Source organism: Microbacterium sp. TWP3-1-2b2 (genome assembly GCF_049896145.1).
GTDB lineage: Bacteria > Actinomycetota > Actinomycetes > Actinomycetales > Microbacteriaceae > Microbacterium.
Genome location: NZ_JAFCTS010000001.1, coordinates 1,779,751 through 1,798,920 on the forward strand (window position 1 = coordinate 1,779,751; position 19,170 = coordinate 1,798,920).

At 67.7% G+C, this 19,170-nt stretch carries 16 protein-coding genes; 4 read left to right on the plus strand and 12 right to left on the minus strand.

Translation table 11 applies throughout. The features are described from left to right. Positions 1-72: 72 nt before the first annotated feature. From ACP7AR_RS08795 to ACP7AR_RS08810, 4 genes are read left to right on the plus strand one after another with little or no spacing between them, the layout of a single operon-like run. Positions 73-831 carry a hypothetical protein gene (locus tag ACP7AR_RS08795; protein WP_426184805.1) on the plus strand — a complete coding sequence of 253 codons (759 nt, stop codon included), beginning with the start codon at positions 73-75 and terminating at the stop codon, positions 829-831. Continuing rightward, positions 828-2,141, plus strand: coding sequence for an O-antigen ligase family protein (locus ACP7AR_RS08800; RefSeq protein WP_426184807.1), 1,314 nt, complete (start codon positions 828-830; stop codon positions 2,139-2,141). The genes ACP7AR_RS08795 and ACP7AR_RS08800 overlap by 4 nt, the downstream gene beginning before the upstream one ends. Next, the gene (locus ACP7AR_RS08805) at positions 2,138-3,043 is read left to right on the plus strand and encodes a glycosyltransferase family 2 protein (RefSeq protein WP_426184809.1); all 906 of its coding nucleotides are present in this window, start codon (positions 2,138-2,140) and stop codon (positions 3,041-3,043) included. Before ACP7AR_RS08800 ends, ACP7AR_RS08805 begins: the two co-directional genes overlap by 4 nt. Further along, positions 3,040-4,260: a glycosyltransferase family 4 protein gene (locus tag ACP7AR_RS08810; RefSeq protein ID WP_426184811.1), complete on the plus strand. Its 1,221-nt coding sequence runs from the start codon at positions 3,040-3,042 to the stop codon at positions 4,258-4,260. The genes ACP7AR_RS08805 and ACP7AR_RS08810 overlap by 4 nt, the downstream gene beginning before the upstream one ends. Here ACP7AR_RS08810 and ACP7AR_RS08815 read toward each other — a convergent pair. From ACP7AR_RS08815 to ACP7AR_RS08870, 12 genes are read right to left on the minus strand one after another with little or no spacing between them, the layout of a single operon-like run. Then, positions 4,247-5,977 (minus strand): hypothetical protein, encoded by a 1,731-nt coding sequence (locus ACP7AR_RS08815; protein WP_426184813.1) that lies wholly within the window; start codon positions 5,975-5,977, stop codon positions 4,247-4,249. The genes ACP7AR_RS08810 and ACP7AR_RS08815 overlap by 14 nt on opposite strands. A 21-nt stretch (positions 5,978-5,998) precedes the next feature. Next, the gene (locus ACP7AR_RS08820; protein ID WP_426184815.1) at positions 5,999-6,256 is read right to left on the minus strand and encodes an acyl carrier protein; all 258 of its coding nucleotides are present in this window, start codon (positions 6,254-6,256) and stop codon (positions 5,999-6,001) included. A 23-nt stretch (positions 6,257-6,279) separates the two neighbouring features. Continuing rightward, positions 6,280-7,506: a pyridoxal-dependent decarboxylase, exosortase A system-associated gene (locus ACP7AR_RS08825; RefSeq protein WP_426184817.1), complete on the minus strand. Its 1,227-nt coding sequence runs from the start codon at positions 7,504-7,506 to the stop codon at positions 6,280-6,282. Next, entirely contained in the window at positions 7,503-9,065 is a 1,563-nt protein-coding gene (locus ACP7AR_RS08830; RefSeq protein WP_426184819.1) for an acyl-CoA ligase (AMP-forming), exosortase A system-associated, read from the minus strand. The genes ACP7AR_RS08825 and ACP7AR_RS08830 overlap by 4 nt, the downstream gene beginning before the upstream one ends. Beyond that, complete coding sequence (locus ACP7AR_RS08835) at positions 9,062-10,423, minus strand: glycosyltransferase family 4 protein (protein ID WP_426184821.1); 1,362 nt, start codon at positions 10,421-10,423, stop codon at positions 9,062-9,064. The genes ACP7AR_RS08830 and ACP7AR_RS08835 overlap by 4 nt, the downstream gene beginning before the upstream one ends. Continuing rightward, entirely contained in the window at positions 10,399-12,780 is a 2,382-nt protein-coding gene (locus tag ACP7AR_RS08840) for a glycosyltransferase (RefSeq protein ID WP_426184823.1), read from the minus strand. The genes ACP7AR_RS08835 and ACP7AR_RS08840 overlap by 25 nt, the downstream gene beginning before the upstream one ends. Continuing rightward, a complete protein-coding gene (locus ACP7AR_RS08845; RefSeq protein WP_426184825.1) occupies positions 12,777-14,234 on the minus strand; it encodes an oligosaccharide flippase family protein in 1,458 nt (485 codons plus the stop codon). The genes ACP7AR_RS08840 and ACP7AR_RS08845 overlap by 4 nt, the downstream gene beginning before the upstream one ends. After that, positions 14,231-15,343 (minus strand): DegT/DnrJ/EryC1/StrS family aminotransferase, encoded by a 1,113-nt coding sequence (locus ACP7AR_RS08850; RefSeq protein ID WP_426184827.1) that lies wholly within the window; start codon positions 15,341-15,343, stop codon positions 14,231-14,233. The genes ACP7AR_RS08845 and ACP7AR_RS08850 overlap by 4 nt, the downstream gene beginning before the upstream one ends. Further along, complete coding sequence (locus ACP7AR_RS08855) at positions 15,340-15,972, minus strand: NeuD/PglB/VioB family sugar acetyltransferase (protein WP_426184829.1); 633 nt, start codon at positions 15,970-15,972, stop codon at positions 15,340-15,342. The genes ACP7AR_RS08850 and ACP7AR_RS08855 overlap by 4 nt, the downstream gene beginning before the upstream one ends. After that, positions 15,969-17,114 (minus strand): DegT/DnrJ/EryC1/StrS family aminotransferase, encoded by a 1,146-nt coding sequence (locus ACP7AR_RS08860; protein ID WP_426184831.1) that lies wholly within the window; start codon positions 17,112-17,114, stop codon positions 15,969-15,971. Before ACP7AR_RS08860 ends, ACP7AR_RS08855 begins: the two co-directional genes overlap by 4 nt. Further along, entirely contained in the window at positions 17,111-18,106 is a 996-nt protein-coding gene (locus tag ACP7AR_RS08865; protein ID WP_426184833.1) for an NAD-dependent epimerase/dehydratase family protein, read from the minus strand. Before ACP7AR_RS08865 ends, ACP7AR_RS08860 begins: the two co-directional genes overlap by 4 nt. After that, positions 18,103-19,170 (minus strand): Gfo/Idh/MocA family oxidoreductase, encoded by a 1,068-nt coding sequence (locus ACP7AR_RS08870; RefSeq protein ID WP_426184835.1) that lies wholly within the window; start codon positions 19,168-19,170, stop codon positions 18,103-18,105. Before ACP7AR_RS08870 ends, ACP7AR_RS08865 begins: the two co-directional genes overlap by 4 nt.

Below are 19,170 nucleotides of genomic sequence, written 5' to 3' on the forward strand. Positions count from 1 at the left end.
CCCTCGGGCATTAGACTACGGGATAGTCCGCGTCTCCATGACGAGATGTGGTCCAAGGCGAGGGGGAAGCTCTTGGTACTTGATGTCATCCGTGCGCTGGGGCGCCGGTGGTACGTCGTTCTGGTCGGCGCGATAGTGACGGCCGGACTCACTGTGGGCGCGTACGTCACGACGCCGCCCGAATACAACGCGCGAGCGCTGGTGCTCCTGCTGCCGTCGGAGGTGGCCGTCGGCGAGGGCGGGAACCCGTTCCTCACGCTCGGGGGGCTCGAGCAGCCCGCCGGCATCCTCGTCGCCTACTTCAGCAGCGCACCTGCCCGCGAGGATGTCAAACAGCAGTCGCCCACCGCGCAGTACGTGGTGGGGATCGACGACTCCACCCGCGGACCGGTCATCGCGATCGATGTCACCGACACCAGCGCGGAGAAGACTCTCGACACGCTGACATTCATCGCCGACCGCATCCCCGTCGAACTCGCCGCCCTGCAGGAGCAGGTCGACACTCCGGCCGACGCCGTGATCACCTCGATCCCGCTCACCGTCGACGAGAAGGCGGAACGTGGCATGGGGGCGACGATCCGCATGATGATCGCCGCGCTCGTGGTGGGCATCACCGCGACATGCATCACCGCGTTCGCACTGGACGGATTGCTGCGGCGTCGTCAACTGCGCCGGAGCGGGGAGCTCTCCGAGCAGCCGGAGAAACCGGAGAAACCGGAGAAGAAGAGAAGAAAGCACAGGGGGTCGAAGCAGGAAGACGCTGCGTCTGCTTCGGTCGACGACGAACACACCCCGGTCCCGGTCTCCGCCAGCACCGGGCGGGAGCGTTGAGCCTCCCGCTGCCGCAGACTGTCCTTCGCGGCACGGCCAGAGTGGACGCCGTCGCGTGGCTGACGCTCTACGTCGCGCTGCTGCTCTTCATCCCCTCGCGTCTCATCGTCGGGCCGCTCGGGAGTGCGGGTGCTCCATCGATGCTCTTCGGCCTCGGCAGCCTTCTGCTGTGGGGATTCCTCTTCCTGACCGCCGTGCGACGAGTCGATCTGGGGCCTCAGCCGATCCGTATCGCGCTGGGCTTCTTCCTGTTCTGCATCGGCGTCTCGTACGTACTGGCGATGTCGCGGCCCATGAGCCCGGACGAGGTCAGCCCGGCGGATGTCGCGCTCATCGCGCTCGCCTCCTGGACCGGGACGCTGCTGCTCACGCACGACGGAATCCATGAGCGCAGCCGACTGGACACGCTCATCTGGAGGTTCGCCGTCTGCGGCGGCCTGATCGCCGCGCTTGGTCTGCTCCAGCTCGTCACCCGGCAGCTGTGGGTCGATCAGCTCTCGATACCCGGGCTCAGCAGCGCGCCACCGTACGGCCTCACGACCCGCGGCGGCTATCCACGGCCCGCCGGCACCTCGATCCATCCGATCGAGTACGGCGTCGTCCTGACGATGATGCTGCCGCTCGTGCTGCACGTCGGCTTCCATCACACCCACCGCCGTGCTCTGATCCGGTGGCTGCCCGCCGCCGCCGTGTGCGCGATCATTCCACTGACCTCATCACGATCGGCGTATCTGGGAGCGCTCATCGCCCTCGTGATCTGCATGTTCGGATGGTCCAACAGCCGCAGGCTTCGTGTCGCCGCGATCGGTGTGGCCGGCCTGCTGGCCGCATTCATGATCGCTCCACGATTCGTCGACTCGATCATCGGACTGTTCGCCGGCGCCGATGAGGATCCCAGCATCGCCTCCCGTACGGACAGCTTCTCGCTCGCCTTCGAGTTCATCGCCCAGAATCCGCTCTTCGGGCGAGGCCTGGGCACGTTCCTGCCGAAGTACCGCATCTTCGACAACCAGTACCTGCTGCTGCTGGTGACCGTCGGCATCGTCGGCACACTGGCGTTCCTCGCCGTCGGCATCACCGCCGTGATCACGATGCTCAGACTGCGGCGACGGTTGCAGGACGAAGGCACTCGCGACCTCACCACGTCACTCGTCGCCTCGATCTGCGCCGGCTTCGCCTGCCTGTTCATGTTCGATGCCTTCGCCTTCCCGATGTCGATGGGCACGTTGTTCTTCGTGCTGGGCCTCGCCGGGGCCCTGCGCCGCATTCAGCACACAGAGTCATTCCCCGCTGTCCTCAAAGGAGCATGAGCATGGCCGTCGATGTCGCCGCAGTCGTCGTCACGTACAACAGTGAAGATCATGTCGGGGCTCTCCTCGACAGCATCCCGACCGCCATGGGCGCGCTGTCCTACTCGGTCGTCGTCGTCGACAACGGCTCGAGCGACGGCACGCTCGACCTGCTGCGCGCGCGCACCGACTGCATCGTGGTCGAGTCGATCAACGACGGCTACGCCGCCGGGATGAACCGAGCGGTCCGCGCCTCCCCCGATTTCCGCACGATCCTCATCCTCAATCCCGACGCAGCACTCGACGCCGGCTCGGTGCCGACGATGATGCGCGTGCTGGAGCGGCCAGGCGTCGGGATCGTCGCTCCCAGGGTGCGTGAGGAGGACGGGACCCTCTCGCCCACCCTTCGCCGCGGACCGACCATGGGAAGAGTGGGCGGGCTGAGCTTCACCGGACTCCCCGCGTTCACGGAGCGGATCGAGGATCCGAAGGAGTACGAGAGCGAACACGAGGTCGAGTGGGCCGTCGGGGCCATCCTCCTGGTGGATCGTGAATGCTACGACGCCATCGGCGGACTCGATGAGACGTACTTCCTGTACTCCGAGGAGACCGACTTCAGCCTGCGGGCGCGAGATGCCGGATGGGCGACCGTGTACACCCCCGACGCCGGCGCGATGCACATCGGCGGAGGATCGGGCGAGAGCGCGGCCACCCACATGATGAAGCAGATCAATCGGATCCGGCTGTACCGCCGGCGGACAGGGACCTTTCGGGCGGCGATCTACTACGGCTTGACCGTGGTGACGGAGGTGCGCCGGGCGGTCTTCGGGCACGACAAGTCGCGGCCCACAGTGCGCGCTCTGCTGCGCCCCTCGTTGCGACCACCGCTGCTCAACGCGAGCGACAGCATCCTGCCGAAGTGATCGGACAGCGCATGTCGAAGAAAGTGCTGATGATCGCGCCGGCGTGCGACGGGGAGGACACCGGTGAAGCCTGGGTGGCCGCGCAATGGGCGAACCGTCTCGCTGAACGTTACGAGCTGACGCTGCTGACCACTTACAAGCGCGGTCACACGCCGATGACGAGGCAGCTCGCCGACGCCCGTGTCATCGAGTGGGCGGAGCCGCCGGGAGTCGGTCGCTTCGAACGCTTCAACAGCCTGCTGCAGCCCGGATACCTGCCTTTCCACATGCGAGCACGCCGGTGGATCCGCCGCGCTCTGGCGGCCGGTGAGAGCTTCGACGTCGCCCATCAGGTCGTTCCCGTCGCGATGCGGTACGCCTCCCCCGCAGTGGGCCTCGGCATCCCTTTGGTGATGGGGCCGGTCGGTGGCAGCCTCTCGTCTCCGCCAGGGTTCGTCGAAGAGGAGGGCTCGACCGCCTGGTATCAGCGGCTGCGAGCATTGGACTCCTGGCGGATGCGACACGACCCGCTGCTGCGCCGCACGTACGAGTCCGCTGACGTCGTGATCGGCGTCGCCGACTACGTGCGCGACTTCCTCTCGGACGTGCGGCTGCAGCGATTCGAGATCATGAGCGAGACCGCGGTGACCGAGGTGCACCCGCCCGTCGACCGCACCGCGAGGACGGGACCGGTGCGGCTGCTGCATGTCGGCCGCATCGTGCGCACGAAGGGCCTGCGCGACGTCATCCGAGCGATGGCGACTCTGCGCGACCTCGATGTCGTTCTCGATGTGCTGGGAGACGGCAACGATCGGGCTTCGTGCGAGGAGCTGATCGCCGAACTCGGACTCGGCGATCGCATCACCCTCCACGGCGCCGTGCCGCGCGAGACCGTGGATGATTTCTATCAGCGCGCAGACGTCTTCGTGTTCCCCAGCTACCGCGAACCGGGCGGCAACGTCAGCCTGGAGGCGATGTCATGGGGGCTGCCCGTCATCGTCTGCCGACGCGGCGGGCCTGGTGCGAACGTCGACGAATCCTGCGCGATCCTGCTCGCGTCCGAGTCTCCGCAGCAGCTCGCGGCGGACTGCGCTCAGGCGCTGCGAACTCTCGTGGACGACGCGGAACGACGTCGCGAGATGGGCGAGGCCGGCCGTCAGCTCGCTCTGAACACGCACCTCTGGCCGCAGCGCGTCGAGCGCATGGGCCGGATCTACGACGACCTCACTGTCCGCTGAGGCCGCCGGGGTCGGTGGCGACGATCAGGTTGGTGAGCAGCGCCATCGAGCTCGGTCGCAGCTCTCGGTCGCCCGCGAGCGCCTCCACCAGGGCGTTCTTCTCGATGAAGGCCAGGTCGAACAGTCCGGCGACGACGCCGGGGTTCGCCCGCCAGTGCTCGAGCACCTTCGCGGCGAGCAGCTCACCTCCGGCCGGAGGGCGATTGCCCCTGCGGAGGCGCTGGACCGCCTTCTTCGTGAATCTCTTAGCCGTGGCAGCGCCCTGCGCGATCGGCCGCAATGCAGACGGGTGCGCATAGGCGACAGGCGCCGGTCGTCCGTCGAGCGGCATGCGCCCGAGATCGGGGTCGAGCTCCATCTGCAGCAGTGCGAGGAACCGTGACTGCGCCTTGTCGTGCGGCTTCAGACGGGCCGCGATGTCGAGGAAACCGCTGTCGAGCATCGGGTTGATGACCGTGCGCTGCGTGCTGACGGCGGTGTCGGTCGCCCCGGCCCATCGCTGCATCCGGTGGCGTAGATACAGATCGTCGGTCGCCCGGAACCATTCGGCTCCGCCTGCAGCGAGCGCGTCGTATACCTCTTGCTCGGCGTGGCCTCGCGCCCAGGCGGAGAACTCCGCGGTGAGCACGCCCGGTTCGACGGCGTCGTTCACGAACATCCGCCATCCGGCGAGCCGCGCCGCGTCCTTGCGCGTGTACATCCGGTCGGTGACGCGTCCGGTGTAATAGAAGCCGCGGGCGACCTCGCCGCCCAGACCGGAGATGCGCACGCCCTGCGGGAAGGCCTGTTCTGCCAGTCCGAGAGCTGCGAGCGCGATCGGGTCGGACATCGCGTCCAGTCGACGAGACGCATCGCACGACAGCATCCATGCGTCCGCCGGAGAGACCTCGGCCAGATCGGCGAGCCCGCGGACCTCGTGGTCGATGCCGTAGCGTGCGGAGATCTCGCTCGCGATCGCGACGTCGCCGCTCCCAGGTACACCGAGCGTCATGGCCCGCAGACCTCGACGCCGTGACACCGGGATCGCGCTCAGCAGCAGTCGGGAGTCGAGCCCTCCCGTGAGCTGCAGGACGGCATCCGGGTGATCATCGAGCAGCGCGGCCAGCGACGTGCGCATCAGCTCGGCCGCCTGCCGCACGGCATCCTGGATCGTCAGCTCGTCATGCGACGCACGAGCAGCCTGCGCGATCTCGAGAACACCATCGTGGAGGCGCGCGACAGCGCCGGGTTCGAGTTTGCGCACCCCCTCGAAGAGGGTGCGCTGCCCGAGCTGCCAGCCGAGCAGCGACTGGTTCCCCAGAGCGACCTCATCCAGCCCGCTTCCTGCTTCACGCGCGGCGACGAGCGCAGAGCTCGACATGATGGGCGGTCCTTGCGCGCCCGGAGCCGAGTGGTAGAGCTGACGGAACCCCATCGAGTCGGCGACCATCGTCACGCTGTCGTCACCATCGCGCCGCATCGCGGCGAACGGCGGCAGCAGAGACGTCAGAGTCTCGGGATGACTGCGCATCTCTTGGTCCACGGTCGAGGTCTCGACGACTCCGGCGGTGCGGCGCACGACGGGAGAGAGCAGCATGGTGGCCGACGACGAGCGCTGTTCGGCTCCCCACGTGGCCAGCCGAGAATCGTCGGCGATGTCCCAGTGCGCGCGGCCGAGCCCGGTGAAGCGCAATGGCTCTGCGCCGGCGACGAAACCGGGAAGCTCGGAGGTACGCATCGGGTTCATGCTCAGCCCGGTTCAGCCGGCCGTGCGCTTCGCGTCGACGAAGTCGGTCAGCGAGCCGACCGTCTCGAACAGCTCTGCACCGAACTCGTCGTCGTCGATCGTGATGTCGAACCGATCCTCCAGCGCCCCGACGAGCGCGACGACGCCGAAGGAGTCGAGCTCGGGCAGAGAGCCGAACAGCGCCGTCTCCCGGCTCAGATCCTCCGGGCTCTGCGTGAGTTCGAGAGCGTCGATCAGCACAGCGCGCACGTCTTCGATGGTCTGAGTCATTTTCAGCCTTTCTTCGTAGGAAGTCACACCAGCACCTCGGCGGGCGCCGGATGCCCCAGGAAGGCGGTCGGACTGGCGGTCAGCCCGTACGCACCCTGCTGGAAGATCACGATCAGGTCGTCGATGTCGGCCGCCGGCAGCGCGACGTCATCACCGAGAAGGTCCAGTGGCGTGCACAGACAGCCGACGACGGTCGCACTGTCATCCCCCAGCTCTTCGACACGGTTGCCGACGACGAGCGGATAGTTGCGGCGGATCGCCTGGCCGAAGTTGCCGGATGCCGCGAGTTGATGGTGCATTCCGCCATCGACGACGAGATAGGTGCGCCCGCGCGAGATCTTGCGATCGAGCACCCGCGTCACGTACACCCCGCATTCCCCGACGAGGTACCGGCCGAGTTCGATCACCGGCTCCGCCTCGGGGAAGCGTTGTGCGAGCGGACCTTCGACGAGAGCGTTCAGACTGTCGGCGACCGCGTCGAGATCCAGCGGACTGTCACGGTCGGTGTACGGGATGCCGAACCCGCCGCCCAGGTTGAGATAGCGCACCGGGACGCTGAGGTGATCTGCGAGTCCGCTCACCAGTTCGACAGTTCGCTGCTGCGCCTCGGCGATGGTCGGCGCGTTGAGATTCTGCGAGCCTGCGAAGACATGGAAGCCGAGGATGTCGAGACCGGACGCGCCGTACTCCGCGAGCACGGCCGGCACCTGTTCGGCGTCGATCCCGAACTGCTGCGGCCCGCCGCCCATCCGCATGCCGGAGCCCTTGACGGCGAAATCCGGATTGACGCGGATGGCGATCCGCGGTGTCAGCCCGAGCTCGTCACCGGCGGCGATGACGCGCCCGATCTCGGTGGTCGACTCGACCTCGATGATCACCCCGGCAGCCACCGCCTGGCGGATCTCCGCCGGTGCTTTGCCCGGACCTGCGAAGCTGACCTTCTCCGGACGGATGGGGGTGTCGAGCGCCGCTCGCATCTCGAGTGCTGACGCGACGTCGATGCGGTCCACACGGCTGACGAGGTGGTGCACGACGGCCGGCATCGGGTTCGCCTTCATCGCGTAGCTGAGTGATACGCGAGAAGGAAGCACGGCCCGCAGGTGCTCGATCCGCTGGTCGAGCAGTGATCGGTCGTAGGCGAAGAACGGCGTCGATCCGACCCTGGCAGCCAACTGCGAAAGCGGCATTCCGCCGATGCGGAGCTCTCCGTCTGCCACGCCGAATCTGGCCGCGTGCTCGTGCGGAGTCATACGCTCACCTGTGCCTTCATCAGATTCCGGTCGAACTTTCCATTGGGAGATCGCGGCAGCTCGTCACGCGTCTCCACACGCGCCGGCACCATGTACATCGGCAGTGTGTGCCGCAATGCCGTGGTCAGTGCCACGGTGTCCACCTCCCCCTCCGACGATGAGACGATGAGCACGATCCGATGCCCGATGCCCGGCTCCTCGACGCCCAATGCCACCGCGTCGCGCACCAGACCGGTGGCGTAGGCGGCCTCTTCGATCTCGGTGGGGCTCACCCGGTACCCGGAGGTCTTGATCATGTCATCCGTCCGCCCCACGAAGTAGAGGAAACCGTCCTCGTCCGTCCTGACCATGTCGCCCGACCAGACCGCCATCTCCGGCGCCCGCCAGGGCTGATCGGGATGCGGGACTGGTCGATACCGCTCCGCGGTCCGCTCCGGATCGTTCCAATAGCCGAGCGCGACCAGCGCACCGCGGTGCACGAGCTCGCCCTCTTCTCCCGGAGCGCAGGATGTGCCATCCGGCCGTAGCACCAGGATCTCGGCGTTCGGGATCGCCTTGCCGATCGAGTCCGGTCGGCGGTCGATCTCGGCAGGGTCGAGATAGGTCGATCTGAACGCCTCCGTGAGTCCGTACATCAGGTACGGGTCGGCGGATCCGAAGATCGCGCGCAGACGGTCGAGCACAGCCCGCGGCATCCGCCCGCCGGTGTTCGCCCAGTACCGCAGGCGACTCGACACATCATCCGGCCAGTCCAGGTCGGCGATCTGCATCCACAGCGGGGGAACGCCGGTGATGCCGGTGACCCCGTGCCGCGCGCACAGCTTCGGCACCTCCCTGGGCAGCAGATAGTTCATCAGCACGCAGTGCGCACCGACGGCGAAGGCCGTCGTCACCTGGCTCAGGCCGGCGTCGAAACTCAGCGGGAGGACGCTGAGGATGACGTCGTCCGCGGTGTTGCCCAGGTAGCTGCTGACGCTCTCGGCACCGACGATCAGGTTGCGGTGGCTGAGGACGACGCCCTTCGGGAGCCCCGTGCTGCCTGACGTATAGAGGATGGCTGCCGGGTCGAGATCGATGGTGGGCGGCGAGTCGGGTTCACCCTCCTGAGCGAGCGGCCACGGGTGGACGAAGATGCCGTCGCCGATCATCCCCGAGTCGTCGGCGCCGACCGCGATCACGTCGGTGACGGCGCTGCCCTTCAGCGCCTCAGCCAGCCGACCGAGTCTCTCCACCGAGGTCACGAGCACGCGTGCGCCGCTGTCTCGCAGGATGTGCTCGACCTGCGCCGGTTTGAGCACGTGGTTGACCGGCACGAAGACGCCGCCGGCGAGGGAGGCAGCGAACATCGCCGTGACGGTCTCGATGCGCTTCTCGAGGTAGATCGCGACACGGTCGCCGCGGCCGAGGCCCAGCGCTCCGAGCCGCGCGCCGACGGTGCGCACCTCATCCCAGAGTTCGTCGTAGCCGACCGTCGTATCGCCGTAGGTCAGGGCGGGGGCGGATGCCCGGAGCGCCGCCGCCTGGCTGAGCAGATCGTGGATGCGGGTGCGGATGGTCATCGTGCCCTCCGCTCGCGCAGGTACCGGTCGAACTCCTCCGCGTCGTCGAGATCGACGTAGCGGCGGCCGTGCGGGTCCGACTCGGCCTTCACCTCGTCGTCAGGGACGGCAGGACCTGGCTGCGAGAAACCGGAGACCTCGTCGTAGACGGCGACGTACGCTTCCGCCTGCGGACGCCAGTCGAGCTGAGTCGCCACACGCTCGCGCCCCTGTCTGCCGAGGCGGGTGCGAAGGTCCGGGTCGTCGATGAGGCGTTCGATGGCGTCGGCGAATGCCGAGACGTCTCCGGACGGCACGTACAGCAGGCTGTCTCCACCGGACACGCGCGTCTCCTTGAGGTCGAACGAGATCGCCGGCAGGCCGTACGCCATGTACTCCATCGTCTTGTTCATCGTCGACAGATCGTTCAGCGGCGTCTTCAGATCCGGGCAGAGGCCGATGTCCGCGCGGCTGAGGTGTTCCGCGATGGCCACACGATCGACGCGACCGGTGAACTCGACGTGATCGTCCAGGCCGAGGCCGGTGGCCTGCGACTTCAGATCTTCGAGGCAGTCGCCGAAGCCGAGCAGGGTCGCGGTGACGTTCGCGCGCCCGCGCCGATGGACGAGTTCATCCATCACCAACAGCACCTGGTCGACACCGTCCTGAGGCCCCATGATGCCAAGGTACGCGAGGTTGATGCCGTCGGACGAGCGCGGATTCTCGGGATAGATCGGCCGCATCCGCCGGGTGTCCGGCCCGCTGCGCACGACCGTCACGTGGCCGGGTCGCCGACCGCCGCGACGCACCGCGATCGCCTTGTACGACTCGTTCGTCGAGATGACGCGATCCGCCGTACGGAAGGAGCGGCGCTCCAGCCAGCGAAGCGCGCGGAACTGCAGCTTCTGGGCGATCCCAGTGGGCTGCCCGAAGCGTGAGATGAACAGCTCAGGGTTCAGATCGTGGTGGTCGAACACGAACCTCACTCCGCGGACGCGCCACAGCAGCGCGAGCAGCCAGTAGGTGTCCGGCGGGTTGCACGCCTGAATGATGTCGAAGGGCAGTCGGCGCCAGGCCATCAGCGAGAGCCAGGCGGTGCGAACCCAGCTGTACGCGAACTCCCATGCGAAGCCGAGGAAGCCCTCGGCCTCTGCTGCCGGCTTGTACTTGTAGATGTCGACGCCGTCGATCGTCTGCCTGGCGGGGTCTCCCGGACCCTTCGGGCAGATGACGCTCACGCGGTATCCCCGCGCGATGAGTGCCTGGCACTCCAGCCACACCCGGCGATCGAGCGGAACCGGCAGGTTCTGCACGATGATCAGGATGTGCGGTGCTCGTGCGGTGTTCGTCTCCATCATTCGCCCTCCCGGCTCAGCCACGTACGCAGTTCTTTCGCTCTCGCATCCCAGCCATGCTCGGCTGCGGCACGACGGATCTCCGCCCGGTCCCGTGGCGCTGCCGCGACCTCTGCGGCGAGCGCCGCAAAGGCCGCTGGTGTGCCTGCGGTGTGCACCCACCGCGCATCCAGGCCTTCGGGCGATGCGACATCGGTCGCCACGACCGGCACACCGGCGGCGAGGTACTCCACTGTCTTCAACGGGAAGCTGCGCCGGTTGAAGACGGAATCGCGGTAGGGCGTGAGACCGACGTCCATCGCGTGCAGGTAGGGCACGAGCTGGTCGGGCGGAAGCTCATCGATCCATCGCACATCCGGGTCGGCGATGAGTCGATCGAACGCCTCATCGTCGTCCTTCGAGGTGAACCAGCGTGGCCCGATCAGCAGCAGGCTCAGGCCCTGTGCCCTGACCGCCTGCAGGTAGCTCAGGTCGGTGCGCGAGTTGAACTGCCCGATCACACCCGCGATCGGACCGGCGAGCCCCACCGATGCGGGCTCGGTCGTCTCGATCCCGGCGAACCGTCCGAGCTCCGCACCATTGGGCAGCCAGCGCGACAGCGCGGTTCCCCGTTCCAGGTGCCGGCCGAGCTCGCGCGTGACCGACAGCACCACGTCGGCGCTGTGCAGATTGCGTTCGCGCGCGGCGCTCAGGTACTGCCTACTCACTCCCCAGATGCTCGCCGCCTCCACGTAATCGTCCGTGGCGTAGTAGACGCGTCGGCCGGGCAGGTCGTCGATGAGGTCGAGCATCGGGGCGGTCGTGGAGGCGATCACCGCACTCGGAAGCAGTCCCTCGCCGGCGAGGTACCGGCGCGCGGCTGATGCGCGACGCCGGTTGGCGAGGTCGCGAAGCAGCGGGCGCTGGACTCCGGCGATCGTGCTCGCTCGTAGTCGCACGATGTTCGGATGCGGATGGCTGACGGCGGGGAGCACACGGTCTCGGCGGCGCAGCACGGAATGCGGCGTGTCGACCCAGATGATCCGTTGCTCCCTGGCGATCTCCATCGCCAGGTGGCGGTCGGTCCCCGCCAGAGTGTCCCACCCGACACCGGGGAACCAGAGGATCGGACCGTCGGACGACGTCGACGTTGCGGTCGGTCTCTCTGATCTACCACGCGAGGCGACGGGCTCCGCATTGAAGTCATCGGTGCGCTGGTTGCCCCGCAGGCGGGCGATGCGCTGCCCCACGTGATAGCCGGCGAGACCGGAGAACGATCGGACAGCTTCGCGCAGCTGCCGCTTCTGCTGGGCACGCGTCGCGAACGCGTCCTGGTAGATCGCCAGCTGCCGCTTCGCCGCGCGCTCGAGCGAGAACTCCTCGACGAGCCGCCGACCGAACGCACCGAGCTCCGCCCGCAACTGCGCATGAGAAAGCAACGGCGCAAGTTCGGATTCGAGGCGGCGGAGTCCGGAGGTGGACGCTTCGCCCACCCCGTACCAGCCCTGCCAGCGGAACTCGTCAGCGGTCTCCTCGGTCAGCGTGCGGAAGTAACCGAGCTCGCCCTGCACGATCAGCGGCTTCGCGAAGGCGAGCGACCGCAGTGCAGAGCCGCCCATGCCGAGCATGATGTCTGCCGCAGCGTATGCGGCTCTGGGGTCGGCGAGTTCACCGGTGAATACGACGGCGCGACGGCCGAGCTGTTCGTTCACCTGAGCGGCGGCCGCCTCCATGGCGGGTCGGGCCTTGCCGTCACCCACGATCAGCAGTTGGAAGGGGGTCGTGCGGCCGAGCGCTCCGGCAGTCTCGATCGCGGTGAGGATGCCTTCGGATTTGAGCTCGGGGACGAGGCGGCTGACGACGACCACGACGGGGAGATCGCTCAGCTCCCACTTCCGGCGGAACTGTGCGACGGTGGCGTCGTCAACAGGTCCGTTGTGATCGAGGTCGACCGGGGGCTCGATCAGATGGACACGGCTTCGACCACGCGCCTGCTCGGTCGCCGAGATCTGCTGCGTGCCGACGACCAGCGGCAGCGATCGCGGCAGGAATGGAGCAACGGCCATCGACATCACTGTGCACACGGCTGCGACGTCCACCGAGCCCTCGGCCGCAGCCGCCGCTTCCAACCCTGGAGGCCATTCGTAGCCGTGGATGATGTCGATCCCCCTGCTGCGGACGAGGGCCCTCAGATCGCGCGCGATCGAGAGAGAGGGTCGCCGCCCAGGATCCGGCGACTCGACGAACTCCAGCCCGAGCTCCTCGATTCGTGTGCACAGAGATCCCCTGCGTCCGTAGACGATGCATTCGTGCCCGAGCGCGGTCACGGCGGCGGCGAGCTCGATCGCGTTCGTCTGACTGCCGCCCATGTTCAGATCATGGGGGTACACGAGGATCTTCACGCTGTCTCCTTGCCCCATGCCGCTGCGCGCAGGAGTCGCAGATCGCCGCGCTGTCGCCAGCAGAGCGCAGCGACCATCAGCATCGCGAAGAGCCCTGCGGCCGCAGCTGCGAAGAACGGCATGCCGATCGTCCGGCTCAGCACCCAGCCCACACCCCAGGCGATGACGCCGGCGACCACCGGCAGCGCGACCGCCGCCATCACCGCGCGCGCTCTGACCGCGATGCGAGCGAGACTCGCGACATAGAGCGGCGCGACGATCACGAGTCCGACCCCGAACTGGACGGCGGCGACGCCGGCCACCCCGTACGGCTCCGCGACGAGCAGCATCAGTGGAAGGGCTGCGACGAAGGAGCAGGCCTGGATGAGCAGCACGATGCTCGAACGGCCGGCGACCACGAGATAGTCGTACGCCAGCTCGAACCAGATCTTCAGTGCGGCCAGCGCAGCCAGCCACATGAGCGGTTCGGCAGCGGAGATCCACGCGGAGCCGTACACGAACTCGACGACGGGATCCGCCGCGCCGCTGACCGCCAGACACACCGGGATCGCGACGCAGGAGAGGATCGCGAGCACGCGGGTGAAGTTCTTCGACATGCGCTCCGGCTCGCTCTTCAGCGCGGAGAACGCCGCCGGTGCGACGGCGCGCAGCGGCAGCGAGAAGATCGACACCGGCCAGCTCGCGAGGTTGAAAGCGAGCACGTAGAAGCCGAGAGCCTGCGCCCCGAGCAGAGAGCCGACGATCATCTGGTCTGCGTACCCGGAGGCGAACACGACGATGCTCGCCGCGGCGAGCGGCAGCCCGAAGCGGAAGAGGCGGCGCGCGATCGCCGAGTCCCAGCCGAAGCGGTACGGCACGGGCGACCATCGGATGATCATGATCCCGAACACGATGCTGGCGATCAGCCGGCCGACCGCCAGGCTCATCGCCCCCCAGCCGAGGAAGACGAAGAGCAGCGAGAGTCCAGCGCCCAGCCAAGTGTTCACCTGGTCGGCGATCGTGCGCTGCTTCTGCATGAACTCCCGCTGCATCACGGCGGCCGATGTGGCGACCAGGCCGTTGAGCAGGATCGAGACGGCGATCACCTGCACGACGGGCGCGGCACGCACATCTCCGAGCAGCGCCGAGATCCACGGTGCACCGAAGATCACCGCCGCCGTCAGCATGGCGCTGCTGCCGACCGCGATCGTGTTGATCGTCGGCGCGATCGTCGCCGGTGCGTCCCGCCAGCGGATCACCGCGAGGCTCACGCCGAGCTCGTTGAAGCTCAGCACGGCCAGCAGCGTCACGGTCGCGATGGCGAAGATGCCGAACTCCTCCGGCCCGAGCATCCGCGCGAGCGCGACGCCGATGGCCAGCGTGCCGAGTCTCGAGAAGACGGTGTTCCCGAAGCTCCAGCCGAACGCTCGCGACGCTCGACGCGTCACGGAGACTTCGGTCGGCTCGGTGCTCATGACCGCACCGATGCCGCGATGCCGCTCACGACAGTCGTCTGCTGCTCTTCGGTCAGGTGCGGAAACATCGGCAACGAGAGGATGCGCTGCGCTGCCGCCTCTGCGACGGGGAACTGCCCCTGGCGGTATCCGAGTCCCTGGTACGCGGCGGTCAGGTGCACGGGTGTCGGATAGTGGATGCCGACGCCGATGCCCGCGTCGCCGAGATCGGCCATCACGCGGTCGCGCTCTTCGACGCGGACGACGTAGAGGTGCCACACGTCATCGTTGCCCGGCCGTACCTCGGGGGTGCGGATGCCGTCGATGCCGGTGAGCAGCTCTGCATATCGTGCGGCTGCCGCGCGACGCGCGGCATTCCAGCCGTCCAGTCGCCGCAGCTTGGCTCGCAGCACGGTGGCCTGCACAGCATCCAACCGCGCATTCATGCCGACCCGGTCGTGCACGTACTTGACGCTGCTGCCGTGCCCGCCGAGGTTCCTGACGATGTCGGCGATCGCCGGGTCATCCGTCATCACGGCGCCGGCGTCGCCTGCCGCCCCCAGGTTCTTGCCCGGGTAGAAGCTCGTGGCGGCGACACGCCCCAGCGCGCCGGCACGACCCGCCGGGCCGGATGCCCCCTGCGACTGCGCGGCATCCTCGATGACGACGAGGTCGTGCTTCTGCGCGATCGGCGTGATGTGCTCCATCGGCGCCGTCTGTCCGAACAGGTGGACGGGCGCGATCGCGCGAGTCCGCTCGGTGATGGCCGCTTCGATGGCGCCAGGGTCGATGAGGAGATGGTCGTCGTCCACGTCGACGAACACCGGCACTGCGCCGAGGCGCGATGCCGCCTCCGCCGTCGCGATGAACGTGTTCGCGGGCATGATGATCTCGTCACCGGCGCGAACGCCGACGGCGCGGTACGCCAGCTCGAGAGCATCCGTGCCGTTGGATACGCCGACGACGTGCTGCACACCGATGTATTCGGCGTACTCCCGCTCGAACGCAGAGACCTCAGGGCCGCCCACGAATGCGGCCGTCTCGAGTTGAGTCTTCCACCCCCGAAGCACCTCATCGGCGACTTCGGCCTGCTGTGCGGCCAGATCGAGGAACGGCACCTTCGCACTCATGAGTCCGCTCCCAGCTCTCGTGCCGGCACTCCGGCCCAGGTCTGCTGATCCGGCACATCCACGAGGACGACGCTTCCCATGCCGACGGTGGCTTCCACACCGATCGTCACACCCTGCTTGACCGAGGCGTTCATGCCGACGTACGCGGCTTCGCCGATCCGCACGGAGCCACCGAGCGAGACGCCGGCGGCGAGCGTGGCGAAATCATCGATGACGTCGTCGTGCGTGATCGTGCAGTTCGGCATGACGACGACGTGCTCTCCGAGCGCGGCATCCGCCGTGATGACCGCTCCGTCCAGCACGATGCTCCCCGCACCGATGTCGCTGGACGCGCCGATTCGGGCAGAGCGAGCCGCGAAGATGGCGAACCGTTCTGCCGTGACGCCCAGGGCGTGCAGTCGGCGCACGACCTCACGGCGCATCGCGCTCGGCCCGATGCAGACCAGCAGCTGCTCTTCGCGGTCTGCTGCCGAGTCGATCGCTCCGTGCACCGGCACGCCACCGACCTCGGTGCCGTGCAGCGCGGCATCGTCGTCGAGGATCCCGACCACCCCGACCATTCCCGCAGCCAGTACTTCTCTGGCCAATCCGCTTGCCCCGATCAGCAGAACCCCCTCCGCCGCGGTCATTCGGATTCACCTCCAGGGTGTTCGAGCACCGCGATCACACGGTCTTGGTCTTGCGTGCTGAGAGTATGGAACACCGGGAGTATCAGGGTGCGATCGTTGAGTCGTTCGGTGATCGGCAGCCCTGACTCGGGCGTGAGCTCTCGGTAGGGCAGCTGCCGGTGCGCGGCCATGATGCCGCGCCGCGCGGAGATCTCGGCGTTCGCGAGCGCCACGAGCAGCCCGTCGCGGTCGGTGGGGTACTCATCGAGCACCTCGACCCAGAAGGACTGGAAGTTGCTCGTGCCGTAGTCGGGATCTGCGACAGCTCGCAGTCCAGGGATCCCCGCGATCGCGTCCTGATAACGGCCCGCGATCTCGCGGCGGCGCTCGACGATCGAGGGAAGCCGCGTGAGCTGCACCAGGCCGACAGCGGCCTGCAGGTCGGTCATACGGAAGTTGAACCCGATCTCGCTGTACTCCTCGGCCGGTGGCAGCACAGACGCATGCCGATCCGCCGCGGAGACGCTCATCGCGTGCTCCCGAAGGTGCTTGGCACGCACTGCCCAGTCCTCACGTGCGGTGGTGATCATGCCGCCCTCCCCCGTGGTGAGGAGTTTGCGCGGGTGGAACGACCATGTCGAGATGTCAGCCCCGACACCCACCGGTCGGCCCTTGTAGGTCGAGCCGGCGCCGCACGCGGCGTCCTCCACGATGATGAGGTCGTGAGGATCGGTGACCAGGCGGACGTCATCGAGGTCGACCGGCACGCCGCCCTGATCGACCACGATCACGGCCTTGGTCTCCGGCGTCAGCGCGGCGGCGATGGTCGCACCCGTGACGTTTCCGGTGACGGCGTCCACTTCGGCGAAGACCGGCGTCGCCCCGACGTACCGTACGGCGTTCGTCGTGGCGATGAACGAGAACGAGGGGATCACGACGTCGTCGCCAGGTCCGATACCCGCCACGACCAGGGCGAGGTGCAGCGCGGTGGTGCAGCTCGTCGTCGCCACGCCGAACGGCGCCTGCATCGCGTTCGCGAACTCCTGTTCGAAGCGCGCGACTCGCGGGCCCTGCGCCACCCAGCCGCTCGCGATGGCCTCGGCCACGGCATCCGCTTCTTCCTGGCCCAGCCAGGGCACCATGACGTTGATGCGGTCGCTCATCGCGCATCCACCGCTCGACCGGCGGCGATCTCATCGCGCAGCGGCGTCCACCATTCGACGAGTCGTTCGAGTCCTTCTTCGAGATCGATCGTCGGCTCCCATCCGAGATCGCGCTTCGCGGCGGTGATGTCGGCCAGGCGACGTGCGACACCGTTCACGGCCCGCTCCGGTCCGTGCTCCACATCCAGGTCAGAGCCCATGACGCGCAGGAGCGACTCGGCGAGCTCGAGCAGGCTCGACTCCGTGCCGCTTGCGATGTTGTAGGTGCCCTCGACGACGTCGCTCCGGGCGGCGAGCACGTTCGCGCGTGCGATGTCAGGCACGCACACGAAGTCCATGGTCTGTTGTCCGTCGCCGAAGATCAGCGGCGGTTTGCCGTCGACGATGCGCTCCATCCAGCGGACCAGCACCTCTGTGTAGACGCCGTGGACGTCCATGCGGGGGCCGTACACGTTGAAGTAGCGCAGCAGGACGTAATCCAGGCCCTGCATCGCGCGGAAGCTGCGGATGAGTCCTTCGTTGAAGGTCTTCGCCGCGCCGTAGATCGTGTCGTTGTTCTCGTGGTGGTGACGCTCGGTGGTCGGGAACTCTTCGGCCATGCCGTACACCGACGCGCTCGAGGCCGCGACGAGCTTCTTCACCCGGTGCTTCGCTGCCGATTCCACGACGTTGAACGTGCCGTCGACCAGCACCTCGAGTGCGAGGCGCGGCTCTTCGGCGCACTGCGTGATGCGGATCGCGGCCTGATGGAACACGATGTCCTTGTCGGCGACGAGTTCGTCGACGAGTTTCGCGTCGCGGATGTCGCCGTCTATGAGTTCGACGCGTCCCGTAGCGAGGGCGTCATCGAGGTTCGCTCGACGTCCGCGCACGAGGTTGTCGATCACGTCCACGTGTGCTGCGCCGGCATCGAGGAGCTGGTCGACGAGGGTCGAGCCGATCGTGCCCGCGCCACCGGTGACGAGGATGCTGGCGCCTTCGATTGCGGTCATGCTGCGCTCCTTGCGGGCTGGATGTCGAGGAACATGGGCGCGGGCGCGCCGCCGGCAGCGAGGCTGCGGCGCGCGGCGTCGAGTACGGAGAGCACGCGCAGGCCCGCTTGGCCGCTCGTGCGAGCCTGGCGGTCCTCATTGATCGCGGCGGCGAACTCCGTGACGACGTTGCCGAGGGCTTCGCGTTCGGGCAGTGCCGGCGACCAGGTGTCACCGAGTCGGTACGAGATGTTCGCGTCACGAGCGACGGCGGAGGCCGACTTGGTGACCGAGGCGATGTCCACACCGCGGTCGTACACGCTGATCCGCTGCTGCGGGTTGAGGTCGTCCCAGACCAGGGTGCGCTCGGTTCCGCCGATCACCATCTGGCGGATCTTCGTCGGGCTCAGCCAGTTCACGTGGATGTGGGCCATCGCGCCCCCGGCCAGCGGCATCGCCAGGTAGCCCACGCATGCCTTGCCGGTGCGCAGCGGGTCGGCACCGTGCGCCGACACCGACGTCGTGTCGAGCCCACCGGGGAGCACGAAGTCCATGATCGACAGGTCATGCGGCGCGAGGTCCCAGAACACGTCGACGTCGGGCTGGATGAGCCCGAGGTTGATGCGCACGCTGTCGACGAACAGGATCTCGCCGAGCGCGCCCTCCGCGATCAGCTCACGGATCTTGAGCACCGCGGGCGTGTAGCAGTAGGTGTGATCGGCCATGAGAACGAGCCCGGACTCGTTCGCACGAGCGACCATGTCCTCGCCCCGATGCTGCTCATCTGCCAGCGGCTTCTCGACCATCACGTGCTTGCCCGCCTCGAGCGCGGCCAGCGCGATCGGGTGGTGCGTTCGGGCCGGCGTGGCGATGGCGATGGCGTCGATGGACGGATCGGCGAGCACCTCGTCAAGGCTCGCTGTGACCGGCACACCCCCGATGCCGTCTGCGACGCCCTGCGCGCGCTCGATGTCGAGGTCGCAGATCGCAGCCAGATTCCACTCGGCGCTCGCGCGGAAGTTCCGCGCGAGATTGGGTCCCCAGTACCCTGCACCGACCACGGCGACGTTCAGTTTTTCCGTCAT